This window comes from Streptomyces sp. NBC_01515, from assembly GCF_045040345.1.
Taxonomy (GTDB): Bacteria; Actinomycetota; Actinomycetes; order Streptomycetales; family Streptomycetaceae; genus Streptomyces.
In genome coordinates, this window is record NZ_CP109416.1 from 2923737 (window position 1) to 2948133 (window position 24397).

Consider the following 24397-nt stretch of genomic DNA (forward strand, 5'->3'; position numbering starts at 1 on the left):
CGCGTCACCCCAAGTGGAAGGCAAGTGGAAGGCCGTACATCGACTACTGCACATTTAAATTAGCACTGCTAGTTTGACTCTCGCAGCCCTACTATGTGCGCCATGGCCCGACCGCGCAAGCCCCTCCTCAGCACCGACCGGATCGTCGACACGGCGCGCGTGCTGGTGGACGCGGAGGGGTTGGCGGCGGTCTCCACGCGTCGGCTCGCCGCGGAGCTGGGGGTGAGTGGGCCCTCGCTGTACAACCACTTCCGCACGAAGGACCAGATTCTGGAGGCGGTCGCGGACTCGGTGAGTGCGCAGGTCGATCTGTCGATGTTCGAGGACGGGCGGGACTGGCGTACGGCGCTGCGTGACTGGGCCGTGTCGTATCGGTCCGCGCTGCGGGATCATCCGAACATCGTGCCTGTGCTCGCGACGGGGCCGGGGCGGCGGCCGGCGGGGTTGCGGCTTGCGGATGCGGTCTATGGCGGCATGGTCGATGCGGGGTGGCCTGCGGCGCAGGCCACGTCGATCGGGGCGTTGATGCGGTACTTCATCATGGGGTCCGCGTTGGGGTCGTTCGCTGGGGGGTTCGTGGACGACGAGAGTGCGTACGACCCTGCCGACTATCCGCATCTTGGGCAGGCGCATCTTCTTGCCGAGCAGCAGGAGAAGGTGGATGAGCGGGCTTTTGAGGTGGGGCTTGCGGCGTTGCTGGATGGGTTGGCCGGGCAGTTCGAGGGGATGCGGCGGGCCGGTTAGGTTCCGTTGTGTGTCGAGTGCCGCCACGTCGTGGCTGGTCGCGCCCACGCGGCGGAGCCGCAAATAGACACAGCCCCGCGCCCCTAAAAAGGGAGCGCGACCCCCGTTTTATCGTGCCCGGAGGATCGCCTTGGGTAGGTGGGCCGTGACTATCCAGTTGGGGGCGTCCACTACCTCTGTGATTCTCAGGTCTACGGCGACGCTGCACAGGACGTAGGCGTCGATCGGGGCGAGGCCGTAGTGGGTGCCCAGGTGGTCGATCATGGCTCGGGTCGCGTCCTGGGCCGCGTGCATGAGGTCGGGGGCTACGCCCATCGTGGCGTAGTGGCCGGCGCGGTCGGTGTCCGGGCGGAGGGGGCCCGCCGTCTCGAATTGGGGGGCCGGGATGCGGCGGCCCTTGTGCAGGCGGATGCGGGCCGCGCCCGACAGGGACGCCTCGATCGCGCTGACGCACAACTCGCCGTCGCCCTGGGCCGCGTGGGGATCGCCCAGGCTGAGGCGGGCGCCGGGGACCTGGACCGGGAGGTAGAGCCTGGTGCCGACGACGAGGTCCTTGCAGTCGACGTTGCCGCCGAAGTGGCCGGGGGGCAGCACGCTTTGGGGTTCGGTGACGTCGGGGCAGACCCCAACTACCCCGCAGAAGGGGCGGATTGGGATGTCGGCCACGTCGAGGAAGCTGGCGGTGTCTCCGGTGGTCAGGTCCCAGAGGTGGAGGTGTGCGTCGGGGAAGTCCTCGGTGAGCAGGCCGAGTCCGGGGAGTACGGCCGTCCAGCCCCAGTCGACGGACCTCAGCTCCAGGAACTCCACCTCCAGGACGTCGCCCGGTTCGGCATCCTTGACGACTATGGGTCCGGCGAGTGGATAGACGCGGTCCCAGTCGAATCCCGCGACCGCCTCGACTGTCGACGTCGGGGCGAACTGTCCGTCCGTGGCCTCGGTGAGGTCGAACGACACGGTGTCGCCGTCCTCGACCTCCAGCACGGGTTCGTGGTCCGGCGACCACAGGCGATGCACTTGCTTCGGTACGGAGTGGTGGCTCATCGGACCCGTCCTCACCTGTCGGTACATGGCGGTGCGTGGCGGCGCGCTGTTTCGGACTCTGCCCGTCGGCCGGGCCCGCCGTCAAGCCTCACAGGCAATAAAACTGACCCCATAGGCATCAGGAACTTCCCCCTACGATCGCGTCCGCCTCCCCCGACGACCGCGTCCGATTTCCGCCAGCGGTGCTGTCCTGCCGCCGCCTACTCTCGGACGCATGACCACACCCCCGCGCCGTACCCAACGGGCAGCCGCCGCAGCCGCTGTCGTCACCGTCGTGCTGTGGGCCTCCGCGTTCGTGTCCATCCGGAGCGCGGGGTCCGCCTACTCGCCGGGCGCGCTGGCGCTGGGGCGGCTGGCGAGCGGGGCGCTGGCCCTGGGGGCGATCTCTCTCGTACGGCGGGAAGGGATGCCCCCGCGGTCCGCGTGGCGGGGGATCGCGATCTCGGGCGTGCTGTGGTTCGGGTTCTACATGGTCGTCCTGAACTGGGGCGAGCAGCAGGTCGACGCCGGTACCGCCGCGCTCGTCGTGAACATCGGGCCGATCCTCATCGCCCTGCTCGGCTCACGGCTGCTCGGTGACGCGATGCCGCCGCGGCTGCTCGCGGGGATGGCGGTGTCGTTCGCCGGTGCGGTGACTGTGGGGCTTTCGATGTCGGGCGACGGGGGTTCGTCCGTGCTCGGTGTGGTGCTGTGTCTGCTCGCGGCGGTCGCGTACGCCGGTGGGGTCGTCGCCCAGAAGCCGGCTCTGGCCCGGGCGAGCGCGCTCCAGGTGACGACGTTCGGCTGTCTCGTCGGGGCGGTGATGTGCCTGCCGTTCGCCGGGCAGCTTGTCGGGCAGGCCGGTGACGCGCCCGTCTCCGCCACGCTCAACATGGTCTACCTGGGCGTCTTCCCGACCGCCCTCGCCTTCACCACCTGGGCGTACGCCCTCGCCCGGACGACCGCCAGCAAGATGGGCGCGACCACGTACGCGGTGCCCGCGCTGGTCGTCCTGATGTCGTGGCTGGCGCTCGGCGAGGTGCCCGGACTGCTCACGCTGGCGGGTGGCGTGCTGTGTCTGGCGGGCGTGGCGGTGTCGCGGTCCCGGCCGGGCGCGAGGGCGAGGGCGAAGCGGGCTGCGGCGGCGGAGGAGCCGCAGCCCGAACAGGTGCCGTAGGCAAGGGAGTTCAGCCTGAACCGCCGGTGCCACCGACAAGGCGGTTCAGAACACCACCAGTGCCCGTCCACCCTTCCCCGCCACCATGTTCTCGAACGCCGCCGGGATTCCCTCCAGCGCGATCCGGTCCGTCACCAGCGCGCCCAGGTCCAGGCGTCCGGCGCGGACGTGTTCGGCGAGTACCGGGACGTCCTTCGCCGGGTCGGAGTTGCCGTAGACGCAGCCGCTCAACGTCCGTCCCCAGTGGAAGAGTTCGAGGGCGTTGAAGGTGACCTGCTGGTCCTTGCCGCCGATGCCGACGACCGTGGTGCGGCCGCCGCGGCGGGTGGACTCCCAGGCGGTGCGGATGGTGACCGCCCGGCCCACGCATTCGACAGCGACGTCCACGCCCTGTTTTCCGGTGAGGGCGCGGATCTCCCGGGCCGTGTTCTCGGAGGCGACCACGTACTCCGTCGCTCCGGCCGCGCGGGCCAACTCCTCCTTCTCCGGAGAGACATCGACGGCGACGATCGTCGTGGCGCCCGCGATCCGGGCCGACTGGAGGGTCGAGAGACCTACTCCGCCGACTCCGAAGACCGCGACCGTCTCGCCCTCCCGGACCCGCGCCGCGTGGTGGATCGCACCGTAGCCGGTGAGGACCGCGCAGCCGAGGAGGGCCGCGTCGGTGAGGGGGATGCCCTCCGGGAGGGGCAGGACGCAGGACGCCGATACGACCGTCTCCTCGGCGAACGCGGCCACGTTCAGGCCGGGGTGGAGGTCGCCGCCGTCGGAGGCGCGGTGGGCGTAGACGTCGGCGGCGCCGTTGAGGGCGTTGGCGCAGAGCCAGACCTCGCCGAGGGTGCAGGCGTGGCAAGTGCCGCAGGACGGGGCCCAGTTGAGGATGACGGAGTCGCCGGGTGAGACGTGGGTGACGCCCTCTCCTACGGCTACGACCGTGCCCGCGCCCTCGTGGCCCAGGACCGCCGGGACCGGCACACGCATCGTGCCGTTGGAGAGGGACAGGTCGGAGTGGCAGACCCCGGCGGCGGCGAGGCGGATGCGGACCTGGCCGGGGCCGGGGTCCGGGAGGTCGATCTCGGCGATCTCCAACGGGGCGCCCACGGCGGGCAGTACGGCGGCGCGAACCATGCGAGGCCTCCTGACGGGGCTAGAACTGAAGGGACTTGGTCTGGAGGTACTCGGACAGACCGTGCGCGCCCAGTTCCCGGCCCACGCCCGACTGCTTGTAACCCCCGAACGGGGCACGGGGGTTGAAGCGCCCGCCGTTGATGTCCACCTGCCCGGTCTCCAACCGCCGTGCGAACGCGACCGCTTCGGCCTCCTCACCGGCCCACACCGCGCCCGCGAGGCCGTAGACCGTGCCGTTGGCGATGCGCACGGCGTCGTCCTCGTCGTCGTAGCGGAGGATCGAGAGGACCGGGCCGAAGATCTCCTCCTGGGCGATCGTCATGTCGGGGGTGACGTCGGCGAAGACGGTCGGGCTGATGAAGTAGCCCTGCTCGGAAGGGGATTCGGGGCCGCCCGCCACCAGTCGCGCACCCTCCGCGATGCCCTTCTCGATGTAACTCCGCACCCTGGTCTGCTGTTTGGCGTTCACGACCGGGCCGATGCGGGTGCCGTACTTGGCGGCGGCCGTCGCGGCCAGCTCCACCGCCTCGTCGTACTGGTCGCGGTGGACGAGCATGCGGGTCCAAGCGCTGCATGTCTGGCCGGAGTTGGACATCACGTTGGCGACGCCGACGTTGACGGCCTTGGCGAGGTCGGCGCTCGGGAGGATGACGTTGGCGGACTTGCCGCCCAGTTCGAGGGCGACCTTCTTTACCGCGGCACCGGCTGTCGCGCCGATCCGGCGGCCCACGGCCGTGGAGCCGGTGAAGGAGACGAGGTCGACGCCGGGATGTTCGGCCAGTGCCTGGCCGGCCACCGGCCCCAGACCCGTGACCAGGTTGAAGACACCGGCCGGGATGCCCGCCTCGTCGACCGCCTCGGCGAACAACTGGGCGGTGAGCGGGGTGTCTTCGGCGGGCTTGAGCACCACCGTGCAGCCCGCCGCGAGGGCGGGGGCGACCTTGGCGACGATCTGGTGCAGGGGGTAGTTCCAGGGGGTGATCGCGCCGACCACGCCGATGGGCTCCTGGTAGACCGTCGAGTTGCCCACCTTCTCCTCGAAGGCGTGGGTCGCGGCGAGTTCGGCGTACGAACCCGCGACCGCGATCGGCACGCTCGCGTGGACGGCCTGCGAGAAGGCGAGCGGTGAGCCGAGTTCGGCGGTGACCGTCTCGGCGATCTCGTCCTTGCGCGCCACCAACACGTCCCGCAGCGAGGCGAGTCGGGCGGCGCGTTCGGCGGGCGGGGTCGCGGCCCAGCCCGGGAGGGCGGCACGGGCTGCCCGTACGGCGGTGTCGACGTCGGCGGCGGTACCGGCCGGGACGCGGTCGATCACCTGCTCGTCGACCGGGTTCACCACGTCGATGGTCTCCCCGCTCGCGGCGGGGCGCCAGGCGCCGTCGATGTACATGCCGTCGTGTGCCTTCATGGTGCTGCCTCCCGGGCGTGACGTCGTCGTCCGCCTCACAAACTAGCGATGTTAGTTTTCCGGCGCCAGAGACCCGGGTCACAGACGCGCGGAGACCGCGGCGGTCGGAGTGCGGGCACCTCAGAAATCGGCCCGGGTCCGGTCGTCCACCCGGGCCACCGCCTCCTGCCCGAAGGCCTTCTCGTACGCCCGCCGGACCTCCTCGATCTTCCGGTCGTTCGCGCCCGCCGCCGTCACCGGATACAGCAGGATCAGCTCGTACGACCGCTCCTTCTCGATCGCCCCGTTCGCGTCCCGCCACTGCCCGCGCCCGTCCTGCACGGTGAGCCCGTCCGGGAAGTCCGGCGTGACCTCCTTGTCGACGAAGGCCATGAACTGCCGGTCGCTGACGGCCGGTCCGCCGTCCGGCCGCTCGGTGCCGAAGAAGAGCTGCGTCTCGACGTACGGCGTTCCGCGCGTCGGAGCGGGAGCGGTTTCCGCGTCGAGGCTCGCGTAGGCGGTGGGGGCCGCGGCGGCCAGGAGGAGGCCGGCGGTCGCGAGGGCTGCACGGTGAGCCCGTCCGGGAAGTCCGGCGTGACCTCCTTGTCGACGAAGGCCATGAACTGCCGGTCGCTGACGGCCGGTCCGCCGTCCGGCCGCTCGGTGCCGAAGAAGAGCTGCGTCTCGACGTACGGCGTTCCGCGCGTCGGAGCGGGAGCGGTTTCCGCGTCGAGGCTCGCGTAGGCGGTGGGGGCCGCGGCGGCCAGGAGGAGGCCGGCGGTCGCGAGGGCTGCCCGGTTTCGGGTGAAGTGCAGGGTCATGCGCCTATCCGTACCGGGCGTCACTCGTCCAGGTCGGGCAGCCGCGCCGGGGCCGGGGAGATCCGTTCGCCGTGCTGGTCGAAGACGAACAGGTGGGCGATGTCGACGAGGAGCGGGACCTGCATGCCGTAGCGGAGTTCGATGTCGGGGGTGGTGCGCACGACGAGGTCGCCGGGGAGGCGGCCCTCGGGTGGCACGGGGTCGGATTCCGGGGCCGCCGAGGGGTCCAGGACCCCCACCCGTCCGGCGCGCAGTGCGCCCGCGCGTCCCCGCAGCCGGTGCAGGACACCGCCCTCGCGTCCCCGGCGACGGACCGGGCGGGCGGGGCGCGGGGCCTCCAGCTCCGGTACGACGGCGGGCCGGGAGCCGGTGTTGAAGTGGACGAGGACCTCGTGACCCTGGAACTCCACGTGCTCGACCAGGCCGCTGATCACCACCTCGCCGGGGCGGGCGGCGGCGGGCTTGGCGATGCGGATGGCCTCGGAGCGCAGGCCGACGATCACCTCGCGGCCCTGCTGGACGCGGAGCAACTGGTGGTCCAGGCACAGGGGTTCGGGCAGCCGGAGGTACTGCTTGCCGAGGCTGATGGTCATCGCGCCGTCCAACGGGGCCCGGACCAGGCCCCGCAGGAGGTTGATGCGCGGGGTGCCGATGAACGCGGCGACGAAGACGTTGCGGGGCAGGGCGTACACCGAGCGCGGGGTGCCGACCTGCTGGAGGACTCCGCCGCGCAGCACGGCGACCCGGTCGCCGAGCGACATGGCCTCGGCCTGGTCGTGCGTGACGTAGACCGTGGTGACGCCCAACTTGCGGGTGAGGGAGGAGATTTCGGCGCGGAGGTGGTTGCGGAGTTTGGCGTCGAGGTTGGAGAGGGGCTCGTCCATGAGGAACGCGGAGGGGTGGCGGGCGATGGCGCGGCCCATGGCGACGCGCTGGCGTTCGCCGCCGGAGAGCTGGCCGGGGAAGCGTTCCAGGAGGTCCTCGATGCCCAGCATGCGGGCGGTGGCGTCGACGCGGGCGCGCGGGTCCTCGCCGGGGGTCTCGATGCGCAGCGGGAAGCCGATGTTGTCGCGGCTGGTCATGCTCGGGTAGAGGGCGAAGTTCTGGAACACCATCGCCATGTCCCGTTCGGACGGGGCGAGTTCGTTGGAGTACTCGCCGTCGAGTCTCAACTCGCCCTCGGTGATCTGCTCCAGGCCGGCGATCATCCTCAGCACGGTCGACTTGCCGCACCCGGACGGCCCGAGCAGGACGAGGAACTCCCCCGGCGCGATGTCCAGCGACAGCCGGTCCACCACACGGGGGCCTCGCGCGTAGGCCTTGCTCACGTCGTGCAGGGAGATGGCGCGTGTCATGACGAGTGCCCCCGGGGGCTCACTTGGGCGACGGTGCTCCGCGGTCCGGTCACCTCGTACGGGCCGTACGAGGCTTGTGAGTCACGGAAGCTAACGGAATGTGCGCACCGGGGGGAAGAGACCGGACGGGATCGGGCGTGTCGGTCCGGGTGGTGAGAAAACGGACGATCACATTCAGGCCAAGTACCGCTTCACCGAACCCGGTTGCGCGCCTTCGAGGTTTCGCCGGCTACGGCCCCTTCGCGGGGCGTTCGCGCCGGTGAGCGCAGCGCGACCCCCGCAGACAGCACCAGCAGCGCGCCGAGCATCACGAACGGCGCGGCCACACCCGCGACTCCGGCGACGAGACCCGCACCGGCGGGCGCGGCGACCTGGCCGAGGCGGTTTCCGGTCAGTCGTAGGGCGAGGGCGGTGGAGCGGGCGTCGTCGGGGGCGGCCTGGACGACCGTCGTCATGGAGAGGGGCTGGCCGACTCCGAGGCAGAAGCCCAGGATCGCGAGCATCAGGCCGATGGCCCACACCGGGAGCGGGAGCGCGATGCCCGCGCACAGGACGCCCGCCAGGAGGCAGGTCGCGGTCAACAGGGCTGCCCGGCCCAGCAGTTGGAGCAACGGGGTCAGGACCAGTCGGCAGGCGATGGTGGCCGCCGCGCGGATGCTGAGCAGGACGCCGATCACGGAGGGCGCGATGCCCCGGTGCTCGCCGACCACCGGTAGGTAGGCGGTGAGGATGTCGGTGGCGGAGAGCACGGAGAGGCTGATGAAGATGCCGGCGGGTACGCCCCGGGCGCCCAGGATGCTGCGCATGGGTACGCGGTCGCCTTGCTCCGTACGGGACTTGACGGTCCTGCGGTCCTCGATGCGCCACAGGGACGTGAACGACACGGCGGCGCCCGCGCCCGCGACGAGCAGGGCGAGCGCGCTGGTGCCGGCCATGTCGGAGCCGCCGATCAGGGCGCCCGCGGCGATGGGGCCGATGAGCTGGCCGAGGGAGGCGCCGATGGTGAAGTGGCCGAAGTTGCGGTCCTGTTCGTGCGGGGCGGACTGGCGGGCGACGAGCGACTGGGCGCCGATCACGAAGCAGAGGTGGCCCAGGCCCATCACGCCGCTCCACATGGCCATCGCCCAGAGGGAGTTGGCGAGTCCGCTGAGCGCGCAGCCGCCGGAGATCAGGACCACGCCGACGGGCAGCAGGGGTGCGCAGCGGCCGTGGTCGGTGCGGCGGCCGAGCGGTACGGCGGCGAACAGCGGGAGCAGCGCGTATACGCCCGCGATGACGCCGATCGCCCGCTCGTCGGCGCCGAGCGCGAGGGCCCGGTAGGAGACGGCGGGGCGGGCCATCGACACCGCCCCCTGCGTGAAGCTGAAGGCGATGACGAGGCGGAGCAGCCAGCCGCGGTTCCTGCCGGGCGCCATGACGAAGTCCCTTGTCCCGTGGGGCGGATGATGCCGGGTCAGACGATGCGGTTCAGTCGATGCGGTTCAGATGATGCCGAAGAGAATTCCTGCCCCGAGGACGACGAGCGATGTCAGGGCCGCCCACTTGACGACGAACCTGGTGTGGTCGCCGAACTCGACCTTGGCCATGCCGACCAGGACGTACACGGCGGGCACCAACGGGCTGGACATGTGCAGCGGTTGACCGACGAGGGAGGCGCGGGCGATCTCCAGGGTCGAGACGCCGTGGGCGTTTCCGGCCTCGGCGAGCACCGGGACGATGCCGAAGTAGAAGCCGTCGTTCGACATGAAGTACGTGAGCGGGATGCTCAGCACACCGGTGACGAAGGCCATGTGCGGGCCCATGCCGTCGGGGATGTTGCCGACCAGCCAGGTCGCCATGTGGTCGACCATGCCGGTGCCCTGGAGGACGCCGGTGAAGACGGCGGCGGCGAAGACCATGCCGGAGACGTTGAGGACGTTCTCCGCGTGGGCGCCGAGGCGGGCCTTCTGGTCGGGCATGTGGGGGAAGTTGACGGTCAGGGCGAGGGCGGCGCCGAGCAGGAAGAGGACGGGGATCGGCAGCCACTCCATGATCATGGCGGTGAGCAGAGTGACCGTGAGCAGCGCGTTGAACCAGTAGAGCTTGGGGCGCAGGGTCGCCCTGTCGGGGTCGAGGCCCTGGAATCCTTCGTCCTCGTCGGGGAGTTCGGCGTCCGCGTCGGTGCCGGAGCCCGAACTGCCGGTGCGGGTGCGCGTGTTGCCGTCGCCGCCGGCCCCCACGAGCACCGTCTCGGTCTCCGGCTCCTCCACGAGCACGTCGTCCAGCGTCAGCACGCCGAGCCGCTTGCGCTCGCGGCGGCCGAGGACGTAGGAGAGGACGAGGACCGCCAGCATGCCCACGGCGAGCGCCGGGATCATCGGGACGAAGATGTCGCTGGCGCTGACCTTGAGGGCGGTCGCGGCGCGGGCGGTGGGGCCGCCCCAAGGAAGCGTGTTCATCACGCCGTTGGCCATCGCGGCGACGCCGGTCATCACGACGAGGCTCATCTTCAGGCGTTTGTACAAGGGGTACATCGCCGAGACCGTGATCATGAAGGTGGTCGAGCCGTCGCCGTCCAGGGAGACGATCGCGGCGAGGACCGCCGTACCGACCACGATGCGCAGCGGATCCGCCTTGCAGAACTTGAGGATCCCTCGCACGATCGGGTCGAAGAGACCCACGTCGATCATCACGCCGAAGTAGACGATCGCGAACATGAGCATCGCCGCGGTGGGCGCGAGGCTGGTGACGCCGTCGATGACGTAGTCGCCGAGCTTGCCGCCCTTTCCGACGAAGACGCAGAACAGCGCCGGTATCAGCACGAGCGCCGCGATCGGCGACATCTTCTTCAGCATGATCAGGACCAGGAAGGTCGCGATCATGGTGAACCCGAGGATGGTCAGCATGAGTGGAACACCTAACGTTCGCCTTTGAACTCCCACCAGGGACGGCGGTCCGACGACGTTAGGTCGCGCAAAGCCGCGTTAACAAGATGTTGACGCGCGAGCAATAAGCGCAAAACTCCAGGTCACAGCGGTGCGGTCAGCGCGGCGACCTCCACGGGCACTCCGTTGAGCACCGCGTTGCCCGACAAGGGGTCGAGCTGGCTGCCGTCGAGCAGCTGGTTCACGTTGACGCCCGGATCGGTGGCCGCGTGGCTGAGCCGGGTGCCGGGACGGTCGTGGCCCCAGCCGTGCGGAAGGCTCACCACACCCCGGCGCAGCCCGTCCGTGATCTCGGCGGGGGCGGTCACCTCTCCCCCGGCGCCCTTCACCCTGACCGACGCTCCATCGACGACGCCGAGGCGCTCCGCGTCGTCGGGGTGGATCTGCAGGGTGCAGCGGTTGGTGCCGCCGGTGAGGGCGGGCACGTTGTGCATCCAGCTGTTGTTGGAGCGCAGATGACGGCGGCCGACGAGGACGAGACCGTCGGCACGGTCGCTCATCGCCTGGCGGAGCCGGGGCAGGTCGTCGACGATCGGCCGCGGCAGCAGTTCGACCTTGCCGCTGCGGGTCTTGAGCGGCTGCGGCAGACGGGAGGCGAGCGGGCCGAGGTCGATGCCGTGCGGGTGCGCGAGGAGTCGCTGAAGGGTCAGCCCGTCGGGTCGTACGCCGAAGCCGTCGCCGTAGGGACCCAGGCGCAGCATCATGTCGAGCCGTCGCTCGGGGCCGGTGTCGCCGGTGAGTTGGGCGGCCACCTCACTCGAATCCCGGCCGTGGACGGGCGAGTTGGGGTCCGTGACGGCCTTGCCGAGGGTCTGGTCGACGACCATCGCGTCTACGGCGGCGGGGTCGGCGCCGTGCATGCCGCTCGCGGCGAGGACCAGCCGGGCCAGGATCTCGGTCTCGGCCATCCGGCCGGGCTCCAGCGGGATCGCGGGACGGGTGTAGCGGACCTGGTTGCGGACGGCGAGGGTGTTGAACGCGAAGTCGTGGTGCGGGCTTTGGGAGGGCGGGGGCGGCGGCAGCACCACGTCGGCGTGGCGTGCGGTCTCGTTGAGGTACGGGTCGACGCTCACCATGAAGTCCAGTGAGTCGAGGGCCTTGTCGAGGCGGGTGCCGTCCGGGGCGGAGAGCACGGGGTTGGCGGCGACGGCGATGAGCGCGCGGATCGGTTCGCCCTCGGCGGTCGCGGTGTCGATCTCCTCGGCGAGCGCGGAGAGCGGCAACTCCCCCTTCGCCTCCGGGTATCGACTCACCCGCGAGCGCCAGCGCCCGAGCGCGAAGCCGCGGCCCGGTCCGGCGGGCCGGGGTGTCCGGTCGGTGGCGGCCTGCGGGAAGAGGGCACCGCCGGGCCGGTCGAGGTTGCCGGTGAGGATGTTGAGGACGTCGACGAGCCAGCTGGCGAGGGTGCCGTGCGGGACGGTGCAGCTGCCGATACGGCCGTAGACGGCGGCAGTTGGGGCGGCGGCGAGCTCGCGGGCGAGGGCGCGGATCTCGTCGGCGTCCACGTCGCAGGCCCCGGCCACGGCTTCCGGGGTGAAGTCCCCTACGGCCGCGCGCAGTTCCTCAACCCCCTCCACGTGCGGGGCCAACTCCCCCATCTCCACAAGGTGTTCGTCGAAGAGGACGTAGGTCATCGCCGCGAGCAGCAGGGCGTCGGTGCCGGGGCGGACCGCGATGTGACGGTCGGCGAGCTTGGCGGTGCGGGTGCGGCGCGGGTCGATGACGGTGAGGGTGCCGCCGCGGGCCTTGAGGGCTTTGAGCTTGCCGGGGAAGTCGGGGGCGGTGCACAGACTCCCGTTGGACTCAAGGGGGTTGGCGCCGATGAGGAGCAGATGGTCGGTGTGGTCGAGGTCCGGTACCGGGATCGCGTTGGCGTCGCCGTAGAGCAGACCGCAGGAGACGTGTTTGGGCATCTGGTCGACCGTGGACGCGGTGAAGACGCTGCGGGTGCCGAGGGCGCCGAGCAGGACGGTCGGGTAGAGGGCACCGGCCATCGTGTGCACGTTGGGGTTGCCGAGGACGACACCGACGGAGTTCGGCCCGTACCGCTCGACGACCGGGCGCAGGCCCGCCGCGACCGCGTCGAACGCCTCCTCCCAGGTGGCCTCGCGCAGCTCACCGTCCCGACGCACGAGGGGGCCGCGCAGCCGGTCCGGGTCACTGTCGACGGCCCCGAAGGAGGCACCCTTGGGGCAGATGAACCCCCGGCTGAACACGTCGTCGCGATCCCCTCGGGCACCGGTCACCCGGGTGCCCTCGATGGTCAGCGTCAGCCCACAGGTGGCTTCGCACAGGGGGCAGATACGCGGGGCGGTGCGGGACACGGGGCCTCCAGGGGGCTTCGTTGCCTCTTGGCGGCGAGCATACCGAGCGGTATGGGAGGTGGCGAGGGGGTGATGGGGGTGAGGTCGGAAACCCGCCGCACGTGGACGTCGGACCGCCGGTCGGTCCAGGACCCGGGCAGGGGCGAGCCGCCCGGCCGCCGGTCAGTCCAGTACCCGTGCCAGATACGCCCGTAGCAACTCCCGCGTCTCGCCGATGACCTTCTCGTCGCCCTCCGGGGCGACCCGGAACGCCAGGTGGACGAGGGCGTCGGCAGTTTCCACGGCGATGAGGAAGGTGCGGCGGAGGTCTTCGTCGGGCTCGCGGGCGAGGTAGCCGGAGAGGAGGTCGGTGAGGCGGTCGGCGACGCGGATGTTGGGTTCCGCGTGGCCCGAGCCGATGGGGATCTGGTTGCCGAAGTCGACGAGGGAGAAGCCGGGCGCGGTGCGCTTCATCGCGAGGTACTCGTCCAGGACGGCGTCCACCGCCGTCCGCCAGCCCTCGGCGCCGGACTCCTTGAGGCGCTCGGTGACCCGCTCCGTGTACCGCTCCAGGTTCCGCTGGGCCAGCGCGTCGGCCATCGCGCGCTTGTTCCCGAAGAAGCGGTAGACCGAGCCGATGGGCACGCCGGCGCGCAGGGCCACCGCCCGGGTGCTCAGCGCGTCGTAGCCGACCTCGTCGAGCAGGTCGGCGCAGGCGTCGAGAATCCTGGTCAGCCGTTCGGCGCTCCGCCGCTGCACGGGCGCACGCCGGAGCGATGTCGTGTGGGGCACGGGCTTCATGATGCCTTTCCGCCGCGGCCAGGTGAAGCTCGTACCTGAGTACGGAATTGGGTGTCCGTAGCACTCATTTCGACCCCTGCACCGGTGTGGAGCTGGAACTGGAACTGGAGACCTTGCTGCCGTCGGGCGTGGCCTGGGGCGCCGACTCCGTGATGTCCGCCGTGCTCTGCACCGGTTTGCCGTGCACGGCCCACACCGTGCCGTCGTCGGCGTAGAGGCGCGCGGTGACGTGGTGGGTGCCGTGCGGGACGAGGTCGGCCGCGAGGTGGTATTCGGGGACGCGGAGCCGCGCGACGGTGCGGCCGTCAACGAGGAGGCGGACGGTTCCCCGGCCCGCGACCGCGACCGGCTTCACGCCGGCGGGCGAGAAGCGGAAGTCGTGCACGGTCAGCGTGACGTCCCAGCTGTCGTCCGCGGCGTCGGGCTCCACCTCGATGCCGACCTCCGGCGCGCCCTTCTTGTCCACTTCGCGGTAGTGCCGGCCCTGCCCGTCCGTGTTGTCGAGCACCTTGCCCACCGGCGACGGCGACACCCGGTCACCCTTCCCCGCATGGGCATCGCCGGAGCCGCAGCCCGCCGATCCGGCCAGCAGCAGGGCACAGACCGCGAGCGCGGTGAGAACAGCGCGCGACCACGACATGCGGGGGAGAGTAGAACACCGGTCCGACAGCCGGATCCCCCTGGAGGCTGGTTCTTGGTCTCCGTGAGTCGGATTTTCCGGCCGCACCCTCCTCTTTCCGGCCGACCGCTCCCCTCCCCCTTGCGCCCGCGAAACCGCAATCCTACGGTGTTACATAGGAATCAGACGGCAGGGAGCAGGCATGAGCGGGGACGCACGCAAGACCGCCGAGGGACTGACCTACCTCACCGGTTTCGGCAACGAACACAGCTCGGAGGCGGTGCCGGGCGCCCTGCCCGAGGGCCGCAACGCCCCGCAGCGCGCACCGCTCGGCCTCTACGCCGAGCAGCTCAGCGGTACGGCGTTCACCGAGCCGAGGGCGCACAACCGGCGCTCGTGGCTGTACCGCGTCCGCCCCTCGGCCGCGCACCCCGCGTTCACCCGCGCCGACAACGGCTCCATCCGTACGGCGCCCTTCACGGAGACGGCGCCCGACCCGAACCGCCTGCGCTGGAACCCGCTCCCCGCCCCCACCCCCGGCACCGACTTCCTGGCCGGCCTGTGGACCCTGGGCGGCAACGGCGACGCGACCCAGCGCACCGGCATGGCCGTGCACCTCTACCACGCCGACGCTTCGATGGACCGTGTCTTCAGCGACGCGGACGGCGAGCTGCTGATCGTCCCGGAGCGCGGCGGGCTGCTGCTGCGCACGGAGTTCGGGCTCCTCCATGTGGAGCCGGGACACGTGGCGTTGATCCCTCGTGGGGTGCGCTTCCGTGTGGAGCTGCTGGATGCCTCAGCCCGCGGATATGTGTGCGAGAACTATGGGGCACCCTTCCACCTCCCCGACCTCGGCCCGATCGGCGCCAACGGCCTCGCCAACGCGCGGGACTTCCGGGCACCGGTCGCCGCGTACGAGGACGTCGAGGGCCCGGTCGAGGTGGTGAACAAGTTCTGCGGCAACCTCTGGACGGCGACCTACGACCACTCCCCCCTCGATGTCGTCGCCTGGCACGGCAACCATGTGCCGTACGCCTACGACCTGCGCCGGTTCAATGTGCTCGGCTCCATCTCCTACGACCACCCCGACCCGTCGATCTTCACCGTCCTGACGTCCCCGTCGGACACCCCTGGCCTGGCCGGTGTGGACTTCGTGGTGTTCGCGCCGCGCTGGCTGGTGGGCGAGGACACGTTCCGGCCGCCGTACTTCCACCGGAACGTGATGAGCGAGTACATGGGGCTCATCGAGGGTGCCTACGACGCCAAGGCCGAGGGCTTCGTGCCGGGCGGCGGCTCGCTGCACAACATGATGTCGGCGCACGGCCCGGACCGGGAGACCTTCGACCGCGCCAGCTCCGCCGAACTGCGCCCGCAGAAGATCGACGACGGCCTGGCGTTCATGTTCGAGACCCGGTGGCCGGTGACCGCGACGGCCCAGGCGGCGCACGCCGAGCACCTCCAGCAGGGCTACGACGGCGTGTGGCAGGGCCTGCAACGCCACTTCCGCCCCTCGCACTGACCCTCGCCGCCGACCGGCACCCCGCACACCGACAACTCCCCACCGGTTCTCGTCCCTTGCACCGATGCCTCCCTACCGGTACGGATGGCCCCGTGACCTCCTTCGCCCCGGACTCGATCGTCCTGAACCGCAAGCTGCCGCTCTGGTACCAGGTGTCGCAGTCCCTGCGCGCCTCGATACTCGGCCGCTCGCCCCGGGACCCGCTGCGGCTGCCCACGGAGGAGCAACTCGCGGGGCACTACGGCGTCAGCGTGCTCACCATGCGGCAGGCGCTGAAGGAACTGGAGGACGAGGGCCTGATCACCCGGCACCGCCGCCGGGGCACGTTCATCGAGCCGGACGTCCAGCGGGCCACCCCGGTACGGCTGTTGGGCTCGGTGGACGCGATCGTCGCCCAGCAGTCCGGCATGACGACGGAACTCCTGGACCACGGCAAGGCGCCGGTGCCCCCCGAACTCACCGACCACTTCCCGGACTTGACCGAGGTGGCGACGTACCACCGCCTCCGCAGCGACGAGAAGACCGGCGAGCCGACGAACCACGCCCGCAACCACATCCGCCCCGAACTGGCCGACCGCCTCGACCTGGACGACCTCATCCGCTGGCCGATGACCAAGGTCCTGCGGGACGTCGTGGGCGCGGACATCAGCCGCATCACGGACACCGTGGAGGCCCGCCTCGCCGACCCGGAGACCGCCCGCCTCCTCCAGGTCCCGCTCCTCAGCCCGATCCTGCACTACACGGGCATCACCTACGACACACAGGGCAGGGTCCTGGACGTGGCAGTCATCCATTACCGAGGCGACCGGTTCTCCTTCTCGGTCACCCTCGACGCCGCGAACTGACGTCGTCGTACGATGCCCAGCGTGACGCACGACGACGCTCCGCTGCTCGCGGACCTCATGCCGTGGTCCGTCGCACCGATCCGGCTCGGCCGGGGGTGGCCGACGGCACCTGACGCGGCAACCCTGAAAGCGCGCTGGGACGCCCTGGTGAAGGCCGAAGTCCCCGACCGGGAAACCCTGTTCGAGCCGACCCGCTCACGCACGCTGCACTCGGCGGTGTCCCAGCTCCCCGGTCAGCCCAGCGGCACGGAGAAGCTGGTCCGCGCCACGGGCCCCTGCCCGGAACCGGTCCGCGTCCTGCACGGCCCCTTCGACGAGCAGTGGCTGATCCCCGACCACCGTCTGATCGACGCGGCCCGCCCGGAGTTGTGGCGGGTGGCGGACGAACGCCAGATCTTCGTGGTGGAGACCCCGGTCGTCCCCGGCACCTCCGGCCCGTTCCTGCTCGCGTCCTCGATCCTCCCCCTGCTCCGCCCCGGCCGCGTCCGCCCCCTCTACCGCCGCCCCGCGGCCGAGGAACCGAACCTGGCCCCGGGCCTGCTGCCCCACCTCGCCACCCACCTGGGCCACACCCCCACCCCGGCGGACGTCCTCGCCTGGACGGTGACGACGGCCCGCCCCGGCCCGACCGTGCCCCTGACCCGGGACCCCGGACTCTGGGCACGCGGCGTCGAGTTGGGCCACCGCCTCCTCTGGCTGATGCGCCGCAACGGCGACCGCCCCAAACTCCCCGGCGGCCGACGCCCCTACGTCCGCGCCCCGCTGCCACCCCTCCCCCTCACCCTCCACTACGACCGCGACGAGGAGACCCTCCACCTCGACGAGGGCCGCATCTCCCCGGTACCACCCGAGTCCTGGGACTTCGAGGTGAGCGGAGTACGGGTACTGGAGCAGTGGTTCAACTCCCGCACGGCGGAAGCCGATCCGGGCACCCTGGCGGCGATCCGTCCGGGTACCTGGCAGCAGACCTGGACGTCGGAGCTGTTGGAGCTGATCACCGTCCTGGCACTGCTGGCGGAACTGCGCCCACAGCAGGAGGAGTTGGAGGTGACGGACCAGATCACGGCGGGGGAGCTGCGCAAGGCGGGCGTCCTTCCGGTGCCGGAGTGGACCCGGCACCCGGCATCGGTCCTTGACCACCACGAAGAGGGCCCGGAGGGCCAGTTCGCCTTGATCTGACCGCTACCACTGAGGCGGCAGTTCTGGCCCCAGTGACGAGAACTTCTCCTGGGACACCACTCGTTGGGGCGGCCAGGTGATGTTGTCCGGTGGCCAGGTCTGGCCGGTCCGCTCCAGGAACCACTCCGGGGGTTCGTACATGGGCGGTTCGTAGCCGTCGGGCAGGGCGGTCCGCCATGTGACGCCCTGCGTACGCCGCTTGAACTCGTCCTTGATCACCCTGAGTTGTTCCGGCTGGGTGAGGAGGTCGATCGCCGTCGCCGTGAGGTAGCGGGCGGCGGCGATGACGGTCGCCCGGCCGGGTGCCGACGCCGCGCAGGACGTGAGGGCCCAGGTGTGCAGTTTGCTCCCGATGGGGGCGAGGGCGGCGCCCATGGAGACGGTCGGCACGTTCCAGCTGATGTCGGCGACGTCCGTCGAGCCGCCGCCCATGAACACGGGGTTGGGCGGGGTGAGTTCGGCGATCTCGGTGTGCAGGCCCTGCTGCGGCAGCCCGAGCGACTCCTGGAGGTCCCGCGCCAACTGCTGCGCCTCCTCGGTGAATTCGGGCGGGCCGAGCTGACGCATGTTGTCGTACATCAGCTCCGCGAAGGCCCGGGACGGGAGTTGGTTCCAGCAGGCGGCGGTGATGCGGTGCCGTACCGACGTCTGCGATGCCTTCGCCGCCGCCTCGGAGACGGCGATCACCTTGTCGAGGAGGACCTGGACGCGGGCGGGGCTGCCCTCGCGGACGTAGTAACTGATCTCCGCGATCTCGGGGGTGACGTTCGGGATGTCACCGCCGTTGTTGATCACCCAGTGGAGGCGTCCGCTCGGCGCCAGGTTCTCCTCGCGGAGGAACTCGGAGAGGGTCGCCATCATCACGGCCGCGTCCAACGCGCTCTTGTTGCCGAGCGCGTGGCCGCCGTGACCGGCGACGCCAAGGAAGGTGAAGGTCACCGCCGTCATCGCGGTGCTGGTGCCCCAGCCGGTGGCGTTGGAGGTCGAGGGGTGCCAGTCGAGGAAGGCGTCGAGGCCGTCGTAGACGCCCTGGCTGACCGCGTAGGTCTTGCCGATCAGGTTCTCCTCGGCGGTCGAGCCGAAGAACCTGACGGTGACGGGGAGTTGGTGGCGTCGCGCGGCCTGCGCCACGGCCGCCGCGGCCGCTGCCGCCGCCGTACCGAGGGCGCAGTGGCCGCAGCCGTGTCCGGGGCCGTAGCCGGGTGCGAAGGGGTCGTGGACGTACTCGCGCGGGTCGTGGTGGCCGACGCCGCTGTGCTGGGAGAGGCCCGGCAGCGCGTCGTACTCGCCGCTGAAGCCGAGGACGGGGCCGCCGGTGCCGTGGGAGAAGGTCGCGGTGAAAGCCGTGGGGAAGCCGGCTGTGCCGAACTCGACCTGGAATCCGGCCTGTTCGAGGAAGGCGGCCTCGGCGAGCGACGACTTCCACTCGCGCAGGCTGAGTTCGGCGTGCTCCCAGATCTCGGAGTTGAGGCCGGTGATCCGGTCCGTGTGCTCCGCGATCCAGTCCAGCGCGGCCGTCTTGGCGGGGCTGTCCCGGGCCAGGCCCGCGGGCGGGACGTAGGTGGGCGCGGTGGCATGGGCGGAGGCCGCCATCACCGGGTCGGTGGCGGTCGTCGTCTCGTGTTCGTGCTGGTCGTGGGGGTCACACACGTGCGCCTCCGGGAGCGGCGAGGATCGGTGCATCAGCCATACGCATCATGCTCCCCACATGACAAAGGTGTCAGGCCCGGGACATGATCCCCGGCATGGAGCCCTTGCCCACGCCCCCGCGCCAGCCCCTCCCCCTGGAGGGCATCACCGTCGTCGCCGTCGAGCAGGCCGTCGCCGCCCCCTTCGCCACCCGCCAACTCGCCGATCTCGGCGCCCGGGTGATCAAGGTCGAGCGGATCGACGGGGGTGACTTCGCACGTGGTTACGACACGGCGGCGGGCGGTCTGGCCTCGCATTTCGTGTGGTGCAACCGGGGCAAGGAGTCCATCGCGCTGGATCTGAAGGATCCGCGCGGGCTGGACGTCGTACGTCAACTCGTCGCCGGTGCCGACGTGTTCGTACAGAATCTCGCGCACGGAGCAGCGGCGCGGCTGGGGCTGGACGCGGCGACGCTGTGCGCGGCGCATCCTCGGCTCGTCGCCGTGGACATCTCCGGGTACGGCCCGAGCGGCCCGTACGCCGGCAAGCGGGCCTACGACATGCTCGTGCAGTGCGAGGCGGGGCTGGTGTCGGTGACCGGGACGCCGGAGCAGCCCGTGAAGGCGGGAATTCCGGCCGCCGACATCGCGGCGGCCATGTACGCCTTCTCCGGTGTGCTAGCGGCGCTCGTGCGCCGGGGTGTGAGCGGGCGCGGTGGGCCGGTCGAGGTGTCGATGCTGGACGCGCTCGCGGAATGGATGGGGCATCCGTTGCATCACGCGATGCACGGTGGAACTCCCCCGGCGCGCACGGGACTTGCGCACGCCGTCATCGCGCCGTACGACGCCTATCCCACGGCGGACGGCGGGCGGGTGCTGTTGTCGGTACAGAACGACCGGGAGTGGCGGCGGCTGGCCGAACAGGTCATCCGGCGGCCGGAGTTGGGGAGTGATCCCGACTTCGCCACCAATGCCGCGCGGGTCGTGAACCGCGAACGCACCGACGCCCTCGTCGGTGCGGCGCTGGGTGGGTTCGGCGCCGACGAGGCCGTGGGGCTGCTGGAGCGCGCCGGTGTGGCCTGCGCGCGGCTCAGGGACGTACAACAGCTGGCGGAGCACCCGCAGTTGGCGGCCCGGGAGCGGTGGCGGGAGGTGGGTTCGCCGGTCGGGCCGCTGCGGGCGCTGCTGCCGCCCATCACCTTGCCGGGCGGAGGCGAGGCGCGGATGGGCGACGTGCCCGCGCTCGGGGAGCACTCCGTGGCGCTGCTGCGTGCCGTGGGGATGGCGGACGTAGAGATCGCAGCACTGCGCCGGGACGGTGTGGTCGCCTGAGCGCGGGCCCCCGGGAACTCCCCGGGGACGCCGAGGAGTTGCTCAGCGCCCGCCGAACAGCGAACGGCGCAGCCTGCGCAGTGGCGCGAAGAGCTTGACGCGGCTCACTCGGGTACCTGTGGCGCTGCGTTCCTGCGTGGTGTCACGCGAGGTCAGCTCACGCATCAGCGAGGTCGCCTCTGCCGTCTCGCGCTGCGGGACGACAGGGCCGCCCAGCACCGAGAGATGGCGGTCGAGGCGCGAACTCGTCGCGCTGCTCCCGCACGTGATCGCAGGGACCCTTGCCCTGCTGCGCACTATCTGTTCCATGTCACTCCCCACCCGTACGAGTCCACCCGGCCCGGGCAGGGTAACCCTATCGCCCCAACCGAGCACTCGTGTATCGAGGTCTCAGGATTCACCTTCCCCGTAAGGGTGTTGACGACCCCTCCGTGATTACTCTCCGAATCCAACCGATTTCAGGGCGAGTTGGACAACTGGCTGCGTTGTGGGCTGTGCTGAGCCTCCGTCGGGCTCCACGGTCACTGCGAGTGATGTTGCGGTTTTGTCGAGTCCGGTGGTCACCAAGGGCGTGTCGTCCTTGAAGAGCCCGAGGGAGCGCGGTTGCACATTGGGGCGCATCAGCCACAGTTGACGCACGCGCCCGCTCGGGGGTGCGCCGTACCCGCTCAGGGTGACGACCGCGCGCCCCTCCGAGGCGGAGGCGATCACGCCGATGCTCCGGCCCGCGGTGTCCGCGCCGGTGGTCGCCCGGGCGTCGGGAGCCGCGAGAACGTGGGCGATCTCACGCGACTGCGCCTGCGCGGCGTCCAGCTTGTCCTGCGTCTTGTTCGCCTGCACGACGAACAGCGAGGCCACCACGAGCGCGGCGGCGGCCGTCGCGGTGGCGAACGGCACGAAGAACGGGCGCCGTTGGGGCACGCGGGCGCGCGACGCCTGCGGCTGTGTGCCCCACACATGGGCCGGCAGCCGGGGTGTGTACTCCCGCGCCTGTGGTTCCCGCACATGTTCCCGCAGCGGTCCGGGTTCCTGCGGGGTCTGCCGTACGGCGGCCAGCACGCGGTCGCGCATGGCGAGCGGCGGCTGGGCGGCCGTGGACCAGGCCAGCCGGACCGCGTCCTCGGTCAGCGCGCGGACCTCCTCGGCGCAGCGGTCGCAGCCCCTGAGGTGTTTCTCGAACTGGCGGCGCTCGGCGGGCTCCAGGGCGTCCAGGGCGTAGGGGGCCGCGAGCGAGTGGACATCCCCCCGGCCGAACAGTCGGGCGAGAACGCTCATGCGACACCTCCCAGGCAGTCGCGCAGCCGGGTGAGTCCGTCACGCATGCGGGTCTTGACCGTGCCCAGCGGCAGCGAGAGCCGCTCGGCCACTTCACGGTACGTATAGCCGTCGTAATAGGCGAGGGTGACGGACTGCCGTTGCAGCGCCGTGAGGCGGTCCAGGCAGCGGCGCACCAACTGCCGTTCCAGGCCCGCCTCGACCTCCTCGGTCACCTGGTCGAAGGCGGGGTGGTGGGAGCGGCGGGCCTCGCGCTGCTCGCGTTCGCCGGCCGCGCGGGCGCTGCGCACCCGGTCGACGGCCCGGCGGTGGGCGAGGGTGAGGACCCAGGACAGGGCGCTGCCCCGGCCGGGGTCGAAGCGGGCGGCGGACCGCCACATCTCCAACAGCACCTCCTGGGACACCTCCTCGGACTGCGCCGGGTCGCGCACCACGCGGCGCACCAGTCCGAACACCGGCCCGGACACCAGTCCGTACAGCTCCTCGAAGGCCCGCTGATCACCTGCCGCGACCTGCACCAGGAGCTCATCGGCCTCCACCCGTCCCCCACTCTTCGACCGCACGCGGCCCATCCCCTCATCACATCCCGTCACACGAGGCGTTCGTAGCGAACACCTCTACGGATGGGTTACGGATCAGCGCGCCCAAAACGCGGGTCAAGGGACGGATTGGAAGGCGCCAAAAAAACTTTTCAGGTTTGACCAATCCGCCCCGGCACCTGCTCCGAATCCTGGTGCGTCAGGCAAGTTGGCACTGAGGACGGACGGCATGACACCTATCTCCAGGAGCGGTGCGGGACGCAGGAAGCTCGCGGCCCTCGTATGTGGCGCGCTGGCCGCCGGGGGGCTCGCAGCCGCCGGTACGGCCGCGCTGGAACCGGGAGTGGCCGCGGCCTCCTCCCACCGGGAGGCTCCCCTCATCTCGGGGACCCCGCAGTACGACAACACGGACCTGTACGCGTTCGTCAGTCCGGACAAGCCGGACACGACGACGATCGTGGCGAACTGGATACCGTTCGAGGAGCCCGCCGGCGGCCCGAACTTCTACCAGTTCGCGGACGACGCCCAGTACGACGTGCACATCGACAACAACGGTGACGCGCTGGACGACTTCATCTTCCGCTACACCTTCAGCACGCAGATCAAGAACAAGAAGACGTTCCTCTACAACACGGGTCCGGTGACCAGCCTCACCGACCCCGACCTCAACATCACGCAGTCGTACGACGTCGAGCTGATCAAGCTCAAGAAGGGCAAGGCGGTCTACAAGACGAAGATCGCCGACGACATCCCGGCGGCGCCCTCGGACGTCGGCGACGCGTCGATGCCGGACTACGCCAAGCTGCGCTCGCAGGCGATCTACAAGACGACCAACGGCGGCGCGACCTTCGCGGGCCAGGCCGACGACCCGTTCTTCGCGGACCTGCGCGTCTTCGACCTGCTCTACGGCGGCAACCTGAGCGAGGTCGGCAACGACACCCTCAAGGGCTACAACGTCAACACGATCGCCCTCCAGGTGCCGAACGACCTGATCCGGCAGTCCAAGTCCCGCCCGACCGTGGGTATTTACTCCACGACGCAGCGCAAGAACGCGCAGGGCTACTACACGCAGGTCTCGCGGCTGGGCAACCCGTTGGTCAACGAGGTCGTCAACCCGCAGAAGGACAAGGACAAGTTCAACGCGTCCCAGCCCAAGGACGACGCGCAGTTCCTGAAGAACGTGACCGAGCCCGAGATCCCGAAGCTCATCGAGTCGATCTACAAGATCAAGGCGCCGAGCGAGCCGCGCAACGACCTCGTCAGCGTGTTCCTCACCGGCGTCAAGGGCCTCAACACCGAGCAGCCGTACGCGAAGCCGTCGGAGATGCTGCGCCTGAACACGTCGATCCCGCCGACCGCGCACCCCAAGCGCCTCGGTGTCCTGGACGGCGACAACGCGGGCTTCCCGAACGGGCGCCGGCTCACCGACGACGTGATCGACTCCGCGCTCCAGGTCATGGAGGGTGAACTGGTCGGTTCCAAGAACGACTTGGGCGACGCGGTCGACAAGAACGACAAGGGCTTCGAGAAGTACTTCCCGTACGTCGCCGAGCCGACCTCGGGTTCGCGCGGCCCGCTCGCCAAGGGCACGACCAGCGGCAGCGACGTCAAGAACCAGCTGGGCGACGCGTTGCAGCCGGCGGGTTCGTCCTCCGACAGCAACAACATGATGCTGATGGTCGCCTCGGCGGCCTCGGGTGTCGCCGGTGTCCTCCTGATCGGCGCGGCCGTCGCATGGTGGCGCCGCCGTCCGACCCACCGCGCGTACTAGACCCCCCGACTGGCGCGGCCCGCACTTCAC

At 70.7% G+C, this 24397-nt stretch carries 21 protein-coding genes and 1 pseudogene; 7 read left to right on the forward strand and 15 right to left on the reverse strand.

Features of this window, described 5'->3' with window-relative positions; genetic code table 11:
* Positions 1 to 102: 102 nt before the first annotated feature.
* The gene (locus OG407_RS12905) at positions 103 to 744 is read left to right on the forward strand and encodes a TetR/AcrR family transcriptional regulator (protein WP_405857806.1); all 642 of its coding nucleotides are present in this window, start codon (positions 103 to 105) and stop codon (positions 742 to 744) included.
* Between the two features lie 108 nt (positions 745 to 852).
* On the opposite strand, the gene OG407_RS12910 is transcribed toward OG407_RS12905, so the two are convergent.
* The gene (locus tag OG407_RS12910) at positions 853 to 1785 is read right to left on the reverse strand and encodes an acetamidase/formamidase family protein (protein ID WP_405857808.1); all 933 of its coding nucleotides are present in this window, start codon (positions 1783 to 1785) and stop codon (positions 853 to 855) included.
* 214 nt (positions 1786 to 1999) lie between these two features.
* Between OG407_RS12910 and OG407_RS12915 the strand changes: the two genes are divergently transcribed.
* On the forward strand, positions 2000 to 2941 hold the full coding sequence (locus tag OG407_RS12915; RefSeq protein WP_405857810.1) for a DMT family transporter: 942 nt from the start codon (positions 2000 to 2002) through the stop codon (positions 2939 to 2941).
* Positions 2942 to 2986: 45 nt separating this feature from the next.
* Here OG407_RS12915 and OG407_RS12920 read toward each other — a convergent pair whose 3' ends face one another.
* From OG407_RS12920 to OG407_RS12965, 10 genes and pseudogenes are all read right to left on the reverse strand, one after another.
* A complete protein-coding gene (locus tag OG407_RS12920) occupies positions 2987 to 4069 on the reverse strand; it encodes a Zn-dependent alcohol dehydrogenase (RefSeq protein WP_405857812.1) in 1083 nt (360 codons plus the stop codon).
* A 19-nt stretch (positions 4070 to 4088) separates the two neighbouring features.
* On the reverse strand, positions 4089 to 5477 hold the full coding sequence (locus tag OG407_RS12925; RefSeq protein ID WP_405857814.1) for an aldehyde dehydrogenase family protein: 1389 nt from the start codon (positions 5475 to 5477) through the stop codon (positions 4089 to 4091).
* Positions 5478 to 5597: 120 nt separating this feature from the next.
* A complete protein-coding gene (locus tag OG407_RS12930) occupies positions 5598 to 5996 on the reverse strand; it encodes a DUF3574 domain-containing protein (RefSeq protein ID WP_405868379.1) in 399 nt (132 codons plus the stop codon).
* An 80-nt stretch (positions 5997 to 6076) separates the two neighbouring features.
* Positions 6077 to 6277: pseudogene (locus tag OG407_RS12935) on the reverse strand (DUF3574 domain-containing protein); the annotation flags it as partial.
* A gap of 20 nt (positions 6278 to 6297) precedes the next feature.
* Positions 6298 to 7632 carry an ABC transporter ATP-binding protein gene (locus tag OG407_RS12940; protein ID WP_405857816.1) on the reverse strand — a complete coding sequence of 445 codons (1335 nt, stop codon included), beginning with the start codon at positions 7630 to 7632 and terminating at the stop codon, positions 6298 to 6300.
* 191 nt (positions 7633 to 7823) lie between these two features.
* Positions 7824 to 9047 carry an MFS transporter gene (locus OG407_RS12945; protein WP_405857818.1) on the reverse strand — a complete coding sequence of 408 codons (1224 nt, stop codon included), beginning with the start codon at positions 9045 to 9047 and terminating at the stop codon, positions 7824 to 7826.
* 66 nt (positions 9048 to 9113) lie between these two features.
* Positions 9114 to 10517, reverse strand: coding sequence for a CitMHS family transporter (locus OG407_RS12950; protein ID WP_405857820.1), 1404 nt, complete (start codon positions 10515 to 10517; stop codon positions 9114 to 9116).
* 122 nt (positions 10518 to 10639) lie between these two features.
* Entirely contained in the window at positions 10640 to 12880 is a 2241-nt protein-coding gene (locus tag OG407_RS12955; protein WP_405857821.1) for a molybdopterin oxidoreductase family protein, read from the reverse strand.
* 162 nt (positions 12881 to 13042) lie between these two features.
* Positions 13043 to 13660, reverse strand: coding sequence for a TetR/AcrR family transcriptional regulator (locus OG407_RS12960; RefSeq protein ID WP_019059207.1), 618 nt, complete (start codon positions 13658 to 13660; stop codon positions 13043 to 13045).
* Between the two features lie 64 nt (positions 13661 to 13724).
* Positions 13725 to 14300, reverse strand: coding sequence for a hypothetical protein (locus OG407_RS12965; RefSeq protein ID WP_405857823.1), 576 nt, complete (start codon positions 14298 to 14300; stop codon positions 13725 to 13727).
* A 181-nt stretch (positions 14301 to 14481) separates the two neighbouring features.
* On the opposite strand from OG407_RS12965, the gene hmgA reads away from it, so the two are divergent.
* The 3 genes from hmgA (at position 14482) to OG407_RS12980 (ending at position 17822) form a co-directional block, all read left to right on the forward strand.
* On the forward strand, positions 14482 to 15798 hold the full coding sequence (gene hmgA / locus OG407_RS12970; protein ID WP_405857825.1) for a homogentisate 1,2-dioxygenase: 1317 nt from the start codon (positions 14482 to 14484) through the stop codon (positions 15796 to 15798).
* Positions 15799 to 15890: 92 nt separating this feature from the next.
* On the forward strand, positions 15891 to 16643 hold the full coding sequence (locus OG407_RS12975; protein ID WP_405857827.1) for a GntR family transcriptional regulator: 753 nt from the start codon (positions 15891 to 15893) through the stop codon (positions 16641 to 16643).
* Between the two features lie 12 nt (positions 16644 to 16655).
* A complete protein-coding gene (locus tag OG407_RS12980) occupies positions 16656 to 17822 on the forward strand; it encodes a type ISP restriction/modification enzyme (protein ID WP_405857829.1) in 1167 nt (388 codons plus the stop codon).
* Between the two features lie 3 nt (positions 17823 to 17825).
* On the opposite strand, the gene OG407_RS12985 is transcribed toward OG407_RS12980, so the two are convergent.
* Positions 17826 to 19472, reverse strand: coding sequence for an amidohydrolase (locus OG407_RS12985; RefSeq protein WP_405857830.1), 1647 nt, complete (start codon positions 19470 to 19472; stop codon positions 17826 to 17828).
* 83 nt (positions 19473 to 19555) lie between these two features.
* Between OG407_RS12985 and OG407_RS12990 the strand changes: the two genes are divergently transcribed.
* Positions 19556 to 20782 (forward strand): CaiB/BaiF CoA transferase family protein, encoded by a 1227-nt coding sequence (locus OG407_RS12990; RefSeq protein WP_405857832.1) that lies wholly within the window; start codon positions 19556 to 19558, stop codon positions 20780 to 20782.
* A gap of 42 nt (positions 20783 to 20824) precedes the next feature.
* On the opposite strand, the gene OG407_RS12995 is transcribed toward OG407_RS12990, so the two are convergent.
* The 3 genes from OG407_RS12995 to OG407_RS13005 form a co-directional block, all read right to left on the reverse strand.
* Positions 20825 to 21091, reverse strand: a complete 267-nt coding sequence (locus tag OG407_RS12995) for a hypothetical protein (protein WP_033286328.1) — start codon at positions 21089 to 21091, stop codon at positions 20825 to 20827.
* 126 nt (positions 21092 to 21217) lie between these two features.
* The gene (locus OG407_RS13000) at positions 21218 to 22057 is read right to left on the reverse strand and encodes an anti-sigma factor domain-containing protein (RefSeq protein ID WP_405857834.1); all 840 of its coding nucleotides are present in this window, start codon (positions 22055 to 22057) and stop codon (positions 21218 to 21220) included.
* Positions 22054 to 22596, reverse strand: a complete 543-nt coding sequence (locus tag OG407_RS13005) for a sigma-70 family RNA polymerase sigma factor (protein WP_019059221.1) — start codon at positions 22594 to 22596, stop codon at positions 22054 to 22056. Before OG407_RS13005 ends, OG407_RS13000 begins: the two co-directional genes overlap by 4 nt.
* Positions 22597 to 22825: 229 nt before the next feature.
* On the opposite strand from OG407_RS13005, the gene OG407_RS13010 reads away from it, so the two are divergent.
* Complete coding sequence (locus tag OG407_RS13010) at positions 22826 to 24367, forward strand: DUF4331 domain-containing protein (RefSeq protein WP_403590373.1); 1542 nt, start codon at positions 22826 to 22828, stop codon at positions 24365 to 24367.
* Positions 24368 to 24397 lie beyond the last annotated feature (30 nt).

Bases quoted from the DNA above. Each gene is read 5' to 3' on its own strand.
- OG407_RS12905 (WP_405857806.1), top strand. From the start codon at position 103: ATGGCCCGACCGCGCAAGCCCCTCCTCAGCACCGACCGGATCGTCGAC.
- OG407_RS12910 (WP_405857808.1), bottom strand. From the start codon at position 1,785: ATGAGCCACCACTCCGTACCGAAGCAAGTGCATCGCCTGTGGTCGCCG.
- OG407_RS12915 (WP_405857810.1), top strand. From the start codon at position 2,000: ATGACCACACCCCCGCGCCGTACCCAACGGGCAGCCGCCGCAGCCGCT.
- OG407_RS12920 (WP_405857812.1), bottom strand. From the start codon at position 4,069: ATGGTTCGCGCCGCCGTACTGCCCGCCGTGGGCGCCCCGTTGGAGATC.
- OG407_RS12925 (WP_405857814.1), bottom strand. From the start codon at position 5,477: ATGAAGGCACACGACGGCATGTACATCGACGGCGCCTGGCGCCCCGCC.
- OG407_RS12940 (WP_405857816.1), bottom strand. From the start codon at position 7,632: ATGACACGCGCCATCTCCCTGCACGACGTGAGCAAGGCCTACGCGCGA.
- OG407_RS12945 (WP_405857818.1), bottom strand. From the start codon at position 9,047: ATGGCGCCCGGCAGGAACCGCGGCTGGCTGCTCCGCCTCGTCATCGCC.
- OG407_RS12950 (WP_405857820.1), bottom strand. From the start codon at position 10,517: ATGCTGACCATCCTCGGGTTCACCATGATCGCGACCTTCCTGGTCCTG.
- OG407_RS12960 (WP_019059207.1), bottom strand. From the start codon at position 13,660: ATGAAGCCCGTGCCCCACACGACATCGCTCCGGCGTGCGCCCGTGCAG.
- OG407_RS12965 (WP_405857823.1), bottom strand. From the start codon at position 14,300: ATGTCGTGGTCGCGCGCTGTTCTCACCGCGCTCGCGGTCTGTGCCCTG.
- hmgA (WP_405857825.1), top strand. From the start codon at position 14,482: ATGAGCGGGGACGCACGCAAGACCGCCGAGGGACTGACCTACCTCACC.
- OG407_RS12980 (WP_405857829.1), top strand. From the start codon at position 16,656: ATGCCCAGCGTGACGCACGACGACGCTCCGCTGCTCGCGGACCTCATG.
- OG407_RS12990 (WP_405857832.1), top strand. From the start codon at position 19,556: ATGATCCCCGGCATGGAGCCCTTGCCCACGCCCCCGCGCCAGCCCCTC.
- OG407_RS12995 (WP_033286328.1), bottom strand. From the start codon at position 21,091: ATGGAACAGATAGTGCGCAGCAGGGCAAGGGTCCCTGCGATCACGTGC.
- OG407_RS13000 (WP_405857834.1), bottom strand. From the start codon at position 22,057: ATGAGCGTTCTCGCCCGACTGTTCGGCCGGGGGGATGTCCACTCGCTC.
- OG407_RS13010 (WP_403590373.1), top strand. From the start codon at position 22,826: ATGACACCTATCTCCAGGAGCGGTGCGGGACGCAGGAAGCTCGCGGCC.